Source organism: Enterocloster aldenensis (assembly GCF_003434055.1).
Taxonomy (GTDB): domain Bacteria; phylum Bacillota; class Clostridia; order Lachnospirales; family Lachnospiraceae; genus Enterocloster; species Enterocloster aldenensis.
Map to the genome: position 1 here is coordinate 345,653 of NZ_QVEX01000005.1, position 16,131 is coordinate 361,783.

The following is a 16,131-nucleotide window of genomic DNA, read 5'->3' on the forward strand; positions in this document are numbered from 1 at the left end:
ATTCTCCTCCATAATCTCAGTCTTATGTCTCTATGCTTCTATGCCCTTTTTACGGCCTTTTCAAAACTCTTCATGAATACATCCACGGTAAACACGGTATCCAGTCCCGCTCCCTGGGCCACACGGGCAATGGGAGGCGGGGAGACAAAACTCTGCTTTAACAGCTCTGTCTGTGCAAATACCTCTGCCGCAGGCCCGTCCACCAGAACCCGGCCCCTGCACATCACGACCACCCGTTCAAAGTTCTCAACCACGAATTTCATGTCATGGGAAATGGTGATGCACAGCTTACCCCGTTCCTTAAGGGCGGTTACAATGTCCCGGAGCCGTTTATTACCCTCCACGTCCTGTCCGCAGGTGGGTTCGTCAAATACCAGCGCTTCCGGGTCCATCATGATGATGGATGCCACGGTACAGAACTTCTTTTCCGTGCTTGTCAGGTCAAAGGGGTGTTCATCCAGCTTATCCTCCAGCCCGCACAGCCTGGCAGTCCATTCCAGCAGTTCCTGTATCTTCTTCTCATCCATCCCGATCTGCCTTGGGCCAAACTCCAGTTCTTTCCTTACACTGTCCAGGAACAGCTGGTCATCCGGGTTCTGGAACACGTAACCTACGGTCTTTGACCACTGGGCCGTGGACCTGCTGTTTATATCCTCGCCGTTTATCAGTACCTGGCCGGACGTGGGCCGCAGGATGCCGTTGAAATGTTTGACCAGGGTGGTCTTTCCCGCCCCGTTCTGTCCGATGATGGCCACTGGCTCATTTCCCTCAATGACAAGGTCAATTCCCTTTAACGCCTCGTCCCCTGTGGGATATACATGCTTCATATCCTTTAATTCCAGTTTCATCCGGCCAGCACCTCCCTTACAAGTTCAATGGTGTCTTCCTCAATCACCTTGACCGGGCCGTCATAAAGCCCCCGTTCCTTAAGCTCCCTGGTAATGGCCACATAATCAGGCGCGCCTATATGATGGGCCATGACGTCCGGGTTCCCGAATATATTCTGGGGCGTATCAAGGGCAACCTGTTCCCCTGAATCCAGCACCAGGATCCTATCCGCGCACCTTGCCACCCGCTCCATGTCATGGTCAACCATGATGACCGTTACGCCATTTTTATTCAGTTCTTTCACAATATCAAATATCTCCTCACTCCCCAGGGGATCTAACTGGGTGGTGCACTCATCCAGCACCAGGATGCCTGGTTCCATGATAAAGGTAGAGCCAAAGGCAACCCGCTGCACCTGTCCGCCGGACAGTTCCAAAGGATTCTTATGTATGATGTGGTCAATCCTCATGAGTTTTGCCACATACTCTACCTTCTTAACCATCTTTTCCCTGGGCACGCCTTTATTACCCAGACCGTACGCCAGTTCCTCTGCCACGCTTCCGGCTGTATAGGATAGCTGGTTAAACGGATTCTGGAAAACCAGGCCTATCTTTGAGGAAAGTTCCGCAATGGTGCTTTCCTGGGTATCAATCCCGTCCACCAGGACCTGTCCTTTAAGCTTTCCTGCAAAATAGTAAGGGATCAGCCCCACCAGGGCATTGCATAAGGTGGATTTGCCCGAGCCGTTCTGCCCGATGATACACAGGAACTCTCCCTTTTTAACTTGAAAATTCAGTCCGTTCAGGACCCGCTTCTTAGCATCCCTGTACTTGAACTTCAGGTCCTTTACTTCTAAAACCACTTGTTCCATAGCGTCCTCCTAATATTCACCTCAAATCACATGGAGCCTCATCAGAATACTGACCGCGAGGACTGCCACGAAAAACAGGACTAAGCATGTTTTGCACACCCTGTCAGAGGCGGAAACCGTTACCTCCACATAGGTGGTGGGCTTCACCCCTTTAATCCCGAATCCCCTGGTCTCCAGCGTCATCCCCCGCTCCTGGGCATCTGTCAGGGAGGACATGACCACCGGACCTAATAGGGGTATGTATGCCTTCAGCCTGGACATCATGGTTCCCTTGGTCTCCACGCCCCTGGCATTCTGGGCTTCCTGTATCACGCTCATCCTGCGCTGCATCTGCGGAACCACATTCAGGCTTGCCAGTATCAGGTATCCTACCTTGGGATTCATGCCTGAGGCCGTAAGGGCGGCAACCAGCTTACCCGTGTATGTGGTGGTGGACATCAGGTAGAAGCTTCCAAGAAAGGTAAGAAGGGTGCCCACAATCTTAAGTGCATATACGGTACCCTCAAGCCCCAGCTGCGCAAACCCAAAATCGGCAAGGACCGTGACATTCTTAGGACTGTATAGTCCCTGGATGAACATCAGCATGACAAAAATGGGTACAAAGAACATAAAAATGAATTTAGAGAACTTTTTTAACAGTCCGGCTATGGCCGCTGCCACAAACAACAGGGCTACAATTACGTATCCCAGGATAAATCCAGGATAGATAAGCGCGCTGAGTCCCAGGCAGAATATCGCATATATCTTAACCATAGGATTCATCCTGTCAATGGGTGAATCCATTGGTATATAGTTGGATGTCTTTGCCATCTTTCCTTATCCCTCCATCAATCGTCATCCTCGTCCTCATCCGCGGAATCTACCGCATACTGGCTCAGGAATCTCTTGGGTATCCTCTTTAACAGCACATATGCAATGGCAAATGCGATGGCACGGTCTGCCAGGTTCTCAATCATGGATGATGCGAATACGGACTTAACAATATCCTTTGTAGCTGCAATCAGACCTGCTGTCAGTACCGATGTACCGGTTGCCCCGGTTGCCCCGCCAAAAACAAAGATGGTGATACAGGAAGAAATCACAACAGATGAAAATGTCACCACCAGCCATGTAAGGATGACGCCCCAGGTCTTCTTAAACAATCCGGCTTTAATCATATAACCGGTAATAAGACCGGCCGCAATACTTACAAGGGAATACGGCACGTAAATGGGATTGGATACCAGCGCCAGGAATATGTTGGTCAGAAAGCCTACCAATGCAGCCACCCAGGGTCCTGCCAGGGCCGCGGAAAGAATGGTTCCTATCATATCCAGGAACAATGGAAGCTTAAGAGTGGATGCCAGCGTGCCGCCAATCAGGTTGATTCCTACCGCAATCGGTATGAGAACCAGGGATTTTGTTGAAAACTGTGCTTTTAATCCTTGTACAAACGTCAATTTCTGCTTCTTGTTGCTCATGTTACACCCTCCTAAAATTTAATATTGTTTACGGGTATTACATCTTTATCTTACGTCCCCTTGTTCCCAAACTTATAGCATGTAACATATAAGATGTAATACAAGTTATATTATATAAAAAATACATAGGGATACGTTCCGAATGTATTTTTTATTTCCGCTCAGGCCTTTGGAGCCTGTCCCTCTTCCATGGTCTCCCTGACCTCAAGTTCTATCTGGTCAAAAAGTTCATTGGTCAGCTTCTTAAGGTTATCAATCTCCCCATTCCTGATATATTCCAGCATGGCGGAGTGGAACTCTATCCCCTCCTCTGCCCCGCGCTCGGTCACGGCCTCCTTCATGGCCGCGCTGAGTATGTCATAAACCAGGTTGCTGATCTTGATTATGAAGGGGTTGCCGGTCATCTCATATAACTTCATATGAAACTCCAGGTCATACTTGGTATACTTTTTAAGATTGGTCCGATAGTACTGCTTCATCTTATCAAGAGTCTTGGTTAAAAATGCAATATCGCGGCTGGTGGGATTCCTGGTATATAAATCAATGATCCCCACTTCCAGGATCCTTCTGTACTCAACCACGAAAAGAATATCGTCAGGCGTCATCAGCAGCATGGGCGTCAGGGACTTCAGGTAGTTATTGGTGGTGAACTCCTTGACAAAAGTGCCCTTTCCCCTGTATGTCTCCACTAAATCCATGGCTGCCAGCTTCTGTATGGCTTCCCTGACAGAGATGCGGCTGACCCCCATGATGGAAGTCAGCTCATTCTCTGACGGAATCTTCTCTCCCGGCTTCCACTTGCCGGTTGTTATCTGGGAAAGGAGCTGTTCAAATACCTGCTGCCTTATTTCCTTTTTATCTAATGCATGCAAATCAAATTCTGCACTCATGTCCTCATCCATTCCTGAAACGCTGTATTTTTTACTCTGTTGACTTGTATTATATCTTACTAGTTTTGTTTTGTCAACTAGTTATCTTTTTCAGCTTTTATCCCTTGTTTTATTGAATATTTTTACCACTATCATCTCTGAAACGCTTTGAAATTATTGGATGATTTGACATTATTTATGTGCATCGTGCAGTAAATATGACTTTATCCACAACAGCTACAAAAAACAACTCGCCAACCAGGACCTGATCCACACCTGATTTGCCCATCTTTTCCATCTCCTGACCGGCCGGTTAATCATGCTCCACGTCCCAGTCCACAATCTCCCCTGTCCCGGCATCAATCTTACACTCATACTCCAGACCGCCTGATACAAACTCCACCTTATATACCAGCCTGCCGTCATCCCAGTCCTGCCCAGCCTTGGTGTATACTGCCTGGGAATCCTTTACCCCGGCCTGCTTCAGTGCAATTTCCTTTGCTTTTCCCAACGTTATCTTCTTAGTATTCCCGCCCTCTCCTGCATCTTTGTCATAGTGGCCTGCATCGTAATCATAACTTAAGATTTTTCCTGAAACAGGGTCCACCTCATAATCAAATTCCCTGCAATCATCCGTGACAAACTCTATCTCATAAACCTGCCGTCCATCCTCATGATTAAGCCCTGCCTTTATGAATGTCACCTCTGACACAGGAAATCCCGCGTGTTCCGCTGCAATTTCCTGTGCCCGTTCCAGCTTAATGTAAGAATCCTTCCGGCCGTCCCTGCTGTCGGAACTATCATTTGCATCATATTCCGCTTTTACAATCCTTCCGGATGACACATCAATCTCATATTCATACTCTTCCCTGTCCCTGGTATGGAATTTCACCTCATAAATCTGTTTTCCATCCTCATGATCCAGCTCTGCCTTGATAAAGGGAATTTTCTTTTCAGATACCCCTGCATGTTCCATGGCAATCTCCTTTGCCCTGGCCTCCGTGATATCCGCTGCCAGCACATCCATGGCTGCTGGCATGGATAATAACCCGATTGCAAACGCGGTGCCGATAACTGCCGCCATCCTCTTCATATGATTTCCTCCTGCTCACATTTTGTTATGGTTTTTGTCCTGTTAATGATATTTTAAAAATTAAATATTAAAATATTATTAGAAGATATGAATCATGCACTTTTTTATGTATAATGTCAGCAGCAGACATGAGGAGCTGTCTGGACTGCAGCCATATGGCAAAAGGCAATGGAACAAAGGAGGGACATATGAGGATATTAGTTGCTGAGGACGAACGCGATATGAACCGTCTGATAACCAGGACCCTTGAAAAAGAAGGTTATGGGGTGGATTCCTGCCATGACGGGGACGAAGCCCTTAATTATCTTGACAGTGCGGATTACGATGCCGCAATCCTTGATATCATGATGCCCCGGCGGGACGGATATGAGGTTTTAAAACACCTGCGCGGTCTTGGAAAAGAAACCCCGGTCCTATTCCTGACTGCCCGTGACAGCATTGCGGACCGGGTCGCCGGGCTGGATCTGGGAGCGGATGATTATCTTATCAAACCTTTTGATTTTGATGAACTGCTTGCCCGGATCCGGGTGCTGACAAGAAAGCGCAGCACACACAGGACCAGCGTCATTACAATCAGTGACCTGAAAATAGACACGGGCAGCCACTCCGTCATCCGTGGCGCGCGCCCCATTGAGCTTTCCTCCAGGGAATATGCAATCCTTGAGTATATGGCCCTGAACCAGGGAAGGGTCCTGTCCAGGGAACAGATTGAGGACCATGTCTGGAATTTTGACTACAGCGGCGGCACCAACGTGGTGGACGTGTATATCAGTTACCTGCGCAAAAAAATTGACAGCGGTGAGGAAAAGAAACTCATCCGCACGGTATGGGGAACGGGCTGGATGCTGAAGGAGGATGCATGAAAAGGATATCCGCAGGGCCAAGGAAAGCCAGGACAGGCATGTCGGTCAAGCTTAAGATAACCCTGTGGTTTACCGCTTTCATGACCATCATTTCCGCCATCTGCCTGATCCTTATACTGACCATTGACAGCCAGGTTGCCAGGAACCAGGCCTACAGGCTCCTTTCTGACACGGTCAGGGGAAATGTTGACAAGGTGCGCCTGGCCCATAACCGCCAGCTTGCCCTGGATGATGATTTCAGTTTTTATAAAAACGGGGTCTACATCCTACTGTATAATAAGAACAAGGCCCTTCTGTCCGGTCAGGCCCCTCCCTATTTCCCAGTGGACGCAGAGCTGGAAAACGGTGTAACAAAGGCAGTTTCCGGCTCAGAGGACGGCTTTTACGTGTCTGACCTGTGGATTCCCTGGGGATGGGAGGACGGGGTCTGGATCCGGGGCGCCATCCAGCGCCATAACAGCAGCCAGGAAGCAGGAAGCATACTGTTTATGTTCTTCCTCATACTGCCCTTTATCATCCTCTCAGCCTCCCTTGGAGGATATCTTATCGTCAGAAGGGCCCTAGAGCCCATAGAACAGATTGCAAAGACAGCAGGCAGTATTACCGAGGGCCGGGACCTGACGCGCCGTATCGGGCTTTCCAGGGGCTCAGATGAGGCCCTGCGCCTGGCCGGCAGCTTTGACCATATGTTTGAACGCCTGGAACACTCCTTTGAAACAGAAAAACAATTTGCCTCCGATGCATCCCATGAGCTGAGGACCCCCACCGCCGTCATCCTGGCCCAATGCAGCTATATCAGGAAATACGCCGGTACCGAGGAAGAATACCTGGAGGGTGTTGCTGTCATTGAACGGCAGGCGCAGAAGATGTCCCTGCTCATAAACCGCCTCCTGGACATGACACGGCTGGAATTCGGTACCAGAAAACTGGCAAAGGAGGATACGGATGTCAGCCTGCTGGTGGAAACCCTGTGTGAGGAACAGGATACCGGCGCCAGAGGTATTTCCCTGGAAAGGGACATAAAAAAGCAGCTTCACGCCCAGGCAGATGCCCATCTCCTCTCCAGGGCCGTCATGAACCTGCTGGAAAATGCACGCAAATACGGACATGATAATGGACACATCCGGGTAAAACTCTATGATAATGGGGATAATCTCATATTAGAAGTGGAGGATGACGGCATCGGAATCGCACCGGAACATCAGGATAAGATATGGCGGCGTTTTTATCAGGTAAACAGCTCCAGACAGGCTGGTTCCGGCCTTGGCCTGGGTCTGTCCATGGTCCGTCAGATTATGCGCCTCCATGACGGGGATATCCGTGTAAACAGCAGGCCCGATGCGGGGAGCTGTTTTACCGTAATCCTTCCCAAAGGAGAAAAACCTGTTTTGTAACTGAAAGGAGATCATATGAAACATAAATATTTACCGGCCTGCCTGGTTCTTTCCATTACATTGGCCATATCCGCCTGCGGCTCGGACGCCCGGGAATCAGCTGATTATATAGGTATTGACTCCGCCAAAGGGATTGCCCTCAAATCCGCGGGCCTGTCGCCGGACCAGGCTGAATTCACCACTGCCGGCCTGGATAAAAAGGACGGTATCTTTTATTACCAGATCTGCTTTTCCTCTGATGGAACTGAGTACGAATACGCCATTGACGCCCTCACCGGAGTTGTAATCCAGGGGCCTTTGGACCCTGGGATTCCTGTTTTGGCTGATGGGGGGAGTAATCCGTCTGATCCATCCCGGATTTCCGGAACCAATCCGGAAGAATCAGACCTGAATTCCGGTTCCGGCGAGGCATACGATGCCTCTCAGGCATCCGGCAGTCCATCCGGCTCCGCACAACCACCCGCCAATACCGATACCGGCACAATAGACGAACAGCAGGCCCGTGATATCGCCATAACCCACTCCGGCATATCCAGTCAGGACATCACTCAAATGGAGGTAAAACAAGAGGACGATGACGGCATTGTAATGTATAAGGTAAAATTTAAAACCAGCGGCAGCAACGAATATGAGTATGAAATTGACCGTTACAGCGGCCGGATCATCAGTTTTGAACATGACCTGGATGATTACAACCAGCCGTCCCCGCCGGGAGCCACAGCCAGGATCGGCCAGTCCCAGGCAATGGACGCCGTCCTTTCCAGGGTACCCGGCGCCAGTAACAGCGATTTATCAATCACGCTGGAGGAAGACGACGGCAGACTGGAATATAAAGGCAGGATACGATATGACGGCATGGAATATAAATTCAAACTGGACGCCTACAGCGGCGCGCTGACCGAATGGGAGGCGGAACCGGACGATTAATCACGCATCCCTTTCCCCTGCTTCATTACATTCCGCTTAATACAGAACGCAGGCTTCACACATAGACATCCCTATGCGCAAAGCCTGCGTCCCTTCACTATCCTTCTATCAGCCAACCCTCAGCTTAAACTTCTGAAGTTCCCTGTCCGAATCTACCTTTTCAATCATGGCGCCCAGTCCCTGGAGCTTTTCCTCAAAACATTCATAGCCTCTCTGGATATAACCAATCTCATCCACAACCGTGTATCCGTCAGCTGCCAGTCCTGCAATCACAAGCGCTGCCCCCGCCCTCAGATCGGGCGCATTGACCTGGGCCCCTGTCAGGCGTTTCACACCGTCTATGACAGCCACATTGCCCTCAACCTTGATGCTGCTGCCCATACGGGCCAGTTCATCCACATACTTAAAGCGGTTCTCGAAAATGCTCTCTGTTACCATGCTTGTTCCGTTGGCCAGCACAAGGGCGACTGTCATCTGGGGCTGCATGTCTGTGGGGAAACCGGGATACGGCAGCGTCTTGATATCCGTATGCTTCTGGGAAGGCTTGCCCACAACGCGCACCGCGTCGTCAAACTCAGCCACCTCGCAGCCAATCTCCATAAGCTTTGCGGAAATAGCTTCCAGATGCTTTGGTATCACATTCTTAATCATTACATCCCCTCTGGTTGCAGCGGCCGCACACATAAAGGTACCCGCCTCAATCTGATCCGGAATGATGGAATACTCGGTCCCGTGGAGCCTGTCCACCCCTCTGATGCGGATGGTGTCTGTTCCGGCCCCCTTTATGTTGGCGCCCATACTGTTAAGGAAGTTGGCAACGTCAACAATATGCGGCTCCTTGGCCGCGTTCTCCAATATGGTCTGCCCCTCTGCAAGGGCTGCCGCCATCATGATATTGATGGTTGCACCAACAGAAACCACATCCAGATAAATGTGGCTTGCCACCAAATCAATGGCATGGGCAATCACAGCGCCCCTCTCAATGATAACCTCGGCGCCCAAAGCCCTGAACCCCTTGATATGCTGGTCAATGGGCCTGCTGCCGATATTGCACCCCCCCGGAAGGGGCACCTGGGCGCTCTTATACTTACCTAACAATGCGCCGATGAAATAATAGGATGCACGAATCTTGCGGATGTATTCATCATCCACAGATACTTCCTTTATGTTGCTTCCGTTAATCTTTACAGTGTGTCGGTCAATGCGTTCAACCCTTGCACCGATTTCCTCTATGGCCTCTAACAGTACATTAATATCCCGTACATCCGGCAGATTATCAATCAAAACGTCATCATCTGTCATAATGGAAGCGGCCAGAATACCCAGTGCGGCATTCTTGGCACCGCTTATGGTCACATCGCCCACCAGCGGGTTGCCGCCTTTGATTATATATTGTTCCATTCCACACCTCTGATATTTATTTAAACAAATCCCATATCCAAGGACAACATTCCTAAACAATTACGTAAAAATTTGTTCATATTTTATTTACATCTTTCTTAGATTATACCATAAGAATCAGATTTGTAAAGCAGAACGCAAATCCGGCGCCCAAACCATGTTCTTCCAATCCTTATTCCCATCTGCCCCTGCAAATGAAAACCCGGGGTTCCCATCCGATTTAAAATTCCTCGGATGGGAATCCCGGGCACTTGCTTCTTTGCCGTATATTACTGAATAAATAACGTATTTACATCCAATGGCGACTCAATCATATCTGACTCCAGCATGAAATCAGCTGTTTTCTGAAACCCGTCCTTATCCTCCTGGCTGATATCCATGGAGAAGTCATAATATCCATACATTTCCTGTACCGCTTCCTCGTCCAGGTCCAGTTCCCCTGCCACGATTTTCAGGGTTTCCTCCTGATTTTCCTTCATGAACGCGGCAATCTTATCCTGGGCTTCCATGAACCGACTTATCACATCCTGGTTCTTCTCATAGAAGTCTTCCCTTACAGCTACCGCAATGATGGCCTTGATAAGCCCTTCACCGTCAGCAACCATATGATACCCCTGCTGCTTGGCCTGGTAAGCGGTTGCGCCTGCTATCAGGGCCACATCCACGCTGCCGCCGTCCAGGCCCGCCTTTGCTTCAGCAATCCCCATGTTAACATAATCCACATCCTCAATGGTCAGCCCGCCGGTGGCCAGGTAAGCCGCCAGAAGCTCATGGAGGTTGGTTCCCGCCGGCCCGGCAATTGTCTTGCCCTTCAGGCTCTCAGGCGTGGTCAGGCTGTCATCCTTTGAATACATGCAGAATGCCTTAGGCGACCTGCTGTACATGTTCAGCACCTTGATGTCTGCCCCATTGGCAGCTGACAGGATAACCGAGGTCGCCCCAACCGCATAGAGAATCTGTACGTCGCCGGATGCCAGGGCCTGGGTCTGGTCCGCGCCTGAATTGATTTCAGCATATTCCACGGAAATCCCCATATCCTCAAAGCTCTGGGCAAAAATTTTCTGGTTCTTCTCTATGATACTTGGAACATTCAGCGGGGATACCACATAGGTCAGTACCAGCTTGTCAATGCCGCTTGCAGCCTTCTTCCCTTCTTCCCCGGATTCCCCGGAAGCTTCAGACGTACCTGCCGCAGCGCCCTCCTGCGCCTTATCCCCTGCCTTCCCTGTCTGCTCTGTCTGCGTCCCAGCTGCTGCAGTGGTTGCTGTTGCAGATCCATCCGTGCATCCCGTTAGGGCCGTAACCCCCATGCACAGTGCCAGTCCAAATGCCATTAATCGTTTCATGATACATATCCTCCTCATTCAGTTATATTTAAACTATTTATAATATCCCTTTTCAGGGAAATAAACCAATCATCCAGCAGGTTCCGTTCCCCTGCTGTCTCAGGAACCTGATACTGTGCCTTGACCAGCCCATTCTCAATCACCACGATACGGTGTCCCAGAAGCAGGGCCTCGTCAATGCTGTGGGTCACGAACAGGATGCTGCTGCCCTGTTTTCCCTGAACCCGCAATAGCTCCTTCTGCATCTGTTCCCTTGTAAAATAATCCAGGGCCGCAAACGGCTCGTCCATCATGATGAAGGAGGGCTCATAGGCCAGGGCCCTGGCAATGGCCGTCCTTTGCTGCATTCCGCCGGAAAGCTGGGACGGATAAGCTTTCTCGAAACCGGAAAGTCCTACGGCAGCAATGATACGCTCAATCTTTTCCTGGTCCTGGTCCTTTTTTTCCAGGCCAAAGGTAACATTGTTCCACACATTCAGCCAGGGCATGAGCCGCGGCTCCTGGAACACAAATGCGGTCTTATGGGACAGTCCATACCGTATTTCCCCTTCATCCGCCTGTTCCAGCCCCCCTGTAAGGCGCAAAAGCGTGGTCTTGCCGCATCCGCTCCGCCCCAGGATGACCGTAATGTGTTTCTCCGGTATCTTCAGGCTGATTCCATTCAGGACCTTAACAGGCCGTTCATCCACCACATATTGTTTGTGTATGTTAATAAGCTCAATTCCAGCCATTGTCACAGGATCCTTTCAGTAATTTGCTGATTGCCAGGCCAAAGATGCGGTCCGTGGCATATCCCACTGCCCCGATGACCAGGATACCCACGATGACCTTGTCTGTCCTGGACATCTGCTGGGCAAATAATATCATGTGCCCAAGTCCCGTGGACGCTGCAACCATCTCCGCGCCGATAATCGCCCTCCAGCTGTATCCCAGGCCAATGCGCATGCCCACCAGGATGTCCGCCGATGCATACGGCAGCACGATCCGCAGGAATTTCCTTCCTTTGGAGTATCCGAACATGTCCCCTACCTCCAGAAGCTTTTTGTCACACCCGGTAAAGCCTTTAACGATATTCAGATACATCGGGAAAAAGGACGCCAGCACAATAATCACGGTTTTGGTTATCTCCCCAATCCCGCACCACAGGATTAACAAGGGAATCATGCTCAATGGCGGCACATTGCGGAAGAACTGGACCACATACTCATAATACCTGCCCGAGGCAGGCAGCAGCGCCCTCAGCATCCCCAGGCAGAACGCCAGCCCAAATGCAATGGAAAATCCTTTCATTACCCGGATGAAGCTGATATAGATATCCTTCCAGATTTCACCGGATACCAGCATCCTAAAAAAGCTCTGCAGCACTTTATACGGCGGAGGAAGCACATAGGCGCTGACCATCCCCCATCTGCATACCAGGTACCACACAAGAAGGACAGCGCCCATGCCGATTACCGGCGCCGCCGCATCCTTCCATCTATGTTTCATCCATCATCACCCCGTCCCCATTGTGGCAGCCCCTGTGGCAGTACAGCATTTCCACAAGCCGCACTTCCCTCCATCTGCCGCTTTTCATATACGCTTCAATCTCCTCTTTCCCGGTCAGGCTTTGGACCTTCTCCTCCACCCCGGCAAAAAAGCCAGGCGGAATGGGACTTGCATGGAGCTGCTTTCCCTCAGGCCCCTGCCCCAGTTCCTTTAAGAGCCTGTTCCATGGAATGAACCGTGTGTTGGCAAGCCCCAGGGAATTTCCCATATCTGCCAGGGAAGCACACGGCGTGGTGATGATTTTCTCCCCACTCCCCAAATCTTCCCTGCAGCTGATTTCCCTTGCACAATGAATCAGAATCGGTTCAATCGCGGCAGCCCTTACACCGTCCACTGCCAGTGCTTCCACTAACCCACAAGCCATGGGGCATCGCGCGTCCGCCACCGTGTCCCTGCATCCGTCCAGCATTTCCCTATACTTTTCCTTCACGGCCTGTCCCCAGTCAACCATGCACCTGACCCGGGTGAACCCATGTTTTGTTAAAAACTCCTCCATGACTGGTTCCTCATACATGCTTTCCGTCACTGGATTTATCCAAATATATCTCAATATCCATTCTCCTCACCTGTAAGTTAGGTAGTTCTAACCAATGCAGACAGCATATCAAAATTTATTAAAAAAGTCAACTCCTTCCAGACCATCTCATGAAATCCGGAAGAAATTGACTTGTGGTCAATTTACAGTAAGGGCACACAGAAAATCATTCTGAAGCGCTTTAAAATATTCCGTGGCGTCATTAAGCCCCATCTTGGCGGTTTCCTGGGTCTGAGGGTCATAAAGGGTCACATTATACTGGTCATAACCGGACAGCAGCACATATTGCCCTGCATCCACATAGGCAATGACCGGAATCCCCTTATCAATATAATACAGGACCTGGCTCAGGCTGCAGCCGCCCGCGTCAATGAGGATCAGCCCTTCCTCATACATCCTGCTTCCGTCAAAGGAATCCAGGTACTTGGTCATCTTCCTCGCCTCTTCCACCGGAGACTTGATATTGCGGATAGGGCCTCGGTTAATCCTGTCCCATACAATATGCTGGTTGCTGTCCGTTACGAATCCCATCTGTCCGTAAGCCATGTTCACGGCCGTGCCAAAGCTTCTGGAGCACCCCAGATAATGGCCTCCGCCGTAAGCATGGAACACCATGCCCGTATCTGCCTGGGCCGTTGCTGCAAAACTGATATCCAGGGTACTTGCGAACTCATAGGAAAATGCCCTTGGCGCTGATATATTTACCTTATCCCCGTTCAGATCCGAGTCAGTCTGTACATAATATACCCGGCCCCGGTCCTGGGAGGCAAAGTAGCCAATGCCTTTTAATTCCCCGTCATCCACCTTCTGGTTGCAGACAATGGTATCCTGGTCCTGATACATGTATTGGTTTTCGCTTATCCGCACCAGGCGTTTCAGATGGATACGCCCATCCTCCGCCACCACATCCGAGATATAGATGCCGTCCTTCCTGTACTCGCTTTCCACCTGCATCTCATTGTCCACAATGTACATGGCGTACATGGGCATGCCCTTCATCCGGCCATTTACAATCCATTTGTCTCCGGAATTGCTGAAACCATAAATCAGGTCGTTGCCCACAAATCCCAATACCCTGACATAATCTCCCTCAGATCCTGTTATCTCCTGTTTCTGGGCCGTGTTGAAATCCATGACGTGGACCTTCTCCGACTCATAAAGACTGGCCCCGTCCTGCCATGCAATCCTGCTTCCATCCCCGCTTACCGCGAAGCTGCCTTTTGTAAGTCCCTGTGCAACCACGAGGAATTCATTGCTTTTTAAGTCAATGCCATATACACTTCCCTCCAGCATCAGGTACATCATGCTGTTCTGGCTGAGATAGGACAGGGTGCTGATATCCTCCCTGATTTTCTCAAAAGATTCCGATGCGGCCAGATAGAATTTTTCATTGACCGTATCCTTTTCCGCGTCATAGCTATAATATATGACTCCCATGTGTCCCTCGTATTTCCCCCGGTTCATATAACCATATACAAGGAAATCCACGGTCCCGTCCTCCTGGACGGACAGTATTTTCACATCATGCCTGTCATACCTGCTTCTGATTCCATCATCCTTGCTGCTGTCAAATGTAAAAATGCGCACCAATTCATTGTCAGTCTGGTCATAACACCACAGGTCCCCTCCTGTCTTAAAGGCAAGATAGCGGGACTTGGGGCTTTTAACAGTCTTCACCATATTATCATTGGTAATTCCCAGAATAATACGTTTACCGGAAAATGCTTCCCTTTTCCCAGTGAACATCTCATTGGCATTGCGCTCGTAATTCATCATGTAAATCCGCTTCTCATTCCACTTCATGGTGAAATTATCTTCCGTGTCAACCAGGGTCCTGGTATTATCACTTTCAGTGATTGCCACCGTATACCTGACTTTTACCTGGCCCATGATGCCGTCAAATTCCTGCAGCGTCACCTGTGGCTCCCCCACCATTTCCACAGGAAGCCCGTCCCAGGTAAGATGGTTGAAGCTGGCCCTGATTGTCACATGTCCAAGATTGCTGTTGTCTTCTGTATCATTGGTCTCCAGATAAGAAACCAGCTCCCTTGCCTGATTATAATCCAGGCTCTTTCTGGAAAATTCCTCTGCCAGGCTGACCATATCGTAAGCATAGTTGTTATCCGGCCACACAATCCTGGTATAATAGCGGATCTGCCGCTCACTGGTGCTGACATTCAGCGTAAGATAATACGGCTCATTCCTTATCAAAAGGTTTTGAATGGGAAGAACTGCCGTAGTACTCCCTTCAGAACTGTCCCACTCCGTTACATCCGTGCGCTCAATCAGCCTGTCCAACGACAGGTTCCTCACTTCATAGCTGATTCCTGTTATGGTATTGCCATATTCCGTTATCTTAATCCCCAATTCACGGTTTTCAGGCAGCACAGAGATACTGTCCCTGGCCGCCTGATTGCCCATGTCCTGCATATAACCGTGCAGGCAGTTGATTTCTTTTCCATTTAACTTCATATACACCACAGGGAGGGAAGGTTCCTCCATGGAAGTGTAAACCGTATTTTCCTTTTCCATTGCGTTCCGGGCACTGATAAAATAGATTACAAGGGCCGCTATAAATATCAGGAATAAAATTCCTGCTTTCTGTAATGTTCTTTTCATATGTGTATCTGTTCCTCATATACAGGTTATTTTGGTTATCTCTTATTTTATATAATAACCAGTAAAACTACAACTTAATCTTTTCGAAATTTTGTGTGAACCCTTTGCCGGATTGAAAACGGAACCTTGGAACAACGGTATATCCCTGCCTATATGAAACAAATCCCTCTGGCGCACCGTCTGTTATGCATTTCATTCAATAACAGGACCTTTATCAAATCCCTGAGCCATGACGGCCTGTAAACCGGCTTTGGCGGTGGGACTGGTCTGGGCGGTCTAGGTGGCTGCGGAACCGGTCTCGGTGGCTGCGGCGGCCTTGGTGGCGGCGGAACCGGTCTCGGTGGCTGCGGCGGCCTCGGTGGCGGTGGGACTGGCCT

Annotated in this window: 15 protein-coding genes; 3 read left to right on the forward strand and 12 right to left on the reverse strand. The window is 49.9% G+C overall.

All coding sequences use genetic code 11. The annotated features are described in order from the left end of the window. Positions 1 to 38 precede the first annotated feature (38 nt). From DWX59_RS13330 to DWX59_RS13355, 6 genes are all read right to left on the reverse strand, one after another. On the reverse strand, positions 39 to 848 hold the full coding sequence (locus DWX59_RS13330) for an energy-coupling factor ABC transporter ATP-binding protein (RefSeq protein WP_117559710.1): 810 nt from the start codon (positions 846 to 848) through the stop codon (positions 39 to 41). Next, positions 845 to 1,699, reverse strand: coding sequence for an energy-coupling factor ABC transporter ATP-binding protein (locus DWX59_RS13335; RefSeq protein WP_117559711.1), 855 nt, complete (start codon positions 1,697 to 1,699; stop codon positions 845 to 847). The genes DWX59_RS13330 and DWX59_RS13335 overlap by 4 nt, the downstream gene beginning before the upstream one ends. A gap of 21 nt (positions 1,700 to 1,720) precedes the next feature. Next, complete coding sequence (locus DWX59_RS13340; RefSeq protein ID WP_117559712.1) at positions 1,721 to 2,509, reverse strand: energy-coupling factor transporter transmembrane component T family protein; 789 nt, start codon at positions 2,507 to 2,509, stop codon at positions 1,721 to 1,723. Positions 2,510 to 2,526: 17 nt separating this feature from the next. Beyond that, positions 2,527 to 3,159: an ECF transporter S component gene (locus DWX59_RS13345; protein WP_117559713.1), complete on the reverse strand. Its 633-nt coding sequence runs from the start codon at positions 3,157 to 3,159 to the stop codon at positions 2,527 to 2,529. A 161-nt stretch (positions 3,160 to 3,320) separates the two neighbouring features. Next, positions 3,321 to 4,049, reverse strand: a complete 729-nt coding sequence (locus DWX59_RS13350) for a FadR/GntR family transcriptional regulator (RefSeq protein WP_165641317.1) — start codon at positions 4,047 to 4,049, stop codon at positions 3,321 to 3,323. 292 nt (positions 4,050 to 4,341) lie between these two features. Continuing rightward, entirely contained in the window at positions 4,342 to 5,121 is a 780-nt protein-coding gene (locus tag DWX59_RS13355) for a PepSY domain-containing protein (RefSeq protein WP_117559715.1), read from the reverse strand. A 188-nt stretch (positions 5,122 to 5,309) separates the two neighbouring features. Between DWX59_RS13355 and DWX59_RS13360 the strand changes: the two genes are divergently transcribed. The 3 genes from DWX59_RS13360 to DWX59_RS13370 are packed head-to-tail and all read left to right on the forward strand — an operon-like array spanning position 5,310 to position 8,305. After that, the gene (locus DWX59_RS13360; RefSeq protein ID WP_117559748.1) at positions 5,310 to 5,984 is read left to right on the forward strand and encodes a response regulator transcription factor; all 675 of its coding nucleotides are present in this window, start codon (positions 5,310 to 5,312) and stop codon (positions 5,982 to 5,984) included. Then, on the forward strand, positions 5,981 to 7,378 hold the full coding sequence (locus tag DWX59_RS13365) for a sensor histidine kinase (protein ID WP_166460222.1): 1,398 nt from the start codon (positions 5,981 to 5,983) through the stop codon (positions 7,376 to 7,378). Before DWX59_RS13360 ends, DWX59_RS13365 begins: the two co-directional genes overlap by 4 nt. A 15-nt stretch (positions 7,379 to 7,393) precedes the next feature. Next, the gene (locus tag DWX59_RS13370) at positions 7,394 to 8,305 is read left to right on the forward strand and encodes a PepSY domain-containing protein (protein ID WP_117559717.1); all 912 of its coding nucleotides are present in this window, start codon (positions 7,394 to 7,396) and stop codon (positions 8,303 to 8,305) included. A 108-nt stretch (positions 8,306 to 8,413) separates the two neighbouring features. On the opposite strand, the gene DWX59_RS13375 is transcribed toward DWX59_RS13370, so the two are convergent. From DWX59_RS13375 to DWX59_RS13400, 6 genes are all read right to left on the reverse strand, one after another. After that, positions 8,414 to 9,706, reverse strand: coding sequence for a UDP-N-acetylglucosamine 1-carboxyvinyltransferase (locus DWX59_RS13375; protein WP_117559718.1), 1,293 nt, complete (start codon positions 9,704 to 9,706; stop codon positions 8,414 to 8,416). Between the two features lie 269 nt (positions 9,707 to 9,975). Further along, the gene (locus DWX59_RS13380) at positions 9,976 to 11,052 is read right to left on the reverse strand and encodes an ABC transporter substrate-binding protein (RefSeq protein WP_117559719.1); all 1,077 of its coding nucleotides are present in this window, start codon (positions 11,050 to 11,052) and stop codon (positions 9,976 to 9,978) included. Positions 11,053 to 11,066: 14 nt separating this feature from the next. Continuing rightward, positions 11,067 to 11,783, reverse strand: coding sequence for an ABC transporter ATP-binding protein (locus DWX59_RS13385; protein ID WP_117559720.1), 717 nt, complete (start codon positions 11,781 to 11,783; stop codon positions 11,067 to 11,069). Further along, entirely contained in the window at positions 11,770 to 12,540 is a 771-nt protein-coding gene (locus DWX59_RS13390) for an ABC transporter permease (RefSeq protein ID WP_117559721.1), read from the reverse strand. Before DWX59_RS13390 ends, DWX59_RS13385 begins: the two co-directional genes overlap by 14 nt. Then, complete coding sequence (locus DWX59_RS13395; RefSeq protein WP_117559722.1) at positions 12,530 to 13,150, reverse strand: hypothetical protein; 621 nt, start codon at positions 13,148 to 13,150, stop codon at positions 12,530 to 12,532. Before DWX59_RS13395 ends, DWX59_RS13390 begins: the two co-directional genes overlap by 11 nt. 123 nt (positions 13,151 to 13,273) lie before the next feature. After that, positions 13,274 to 15,754: a cysteine peptidase family C39 domain-containing protein gene (locus tag DWX59_RS13400; RefSeq protein WP_117559723.1), complete on the reverse strand. Its 2,481-nt coding sequence runs from the start codon at positions 15,752 to 15,754 to the stop codon at positions 13,274 to 13,276. Between the last annotated feature and the right edge of the window lie 377 nt (positions 15,755 to 16,131).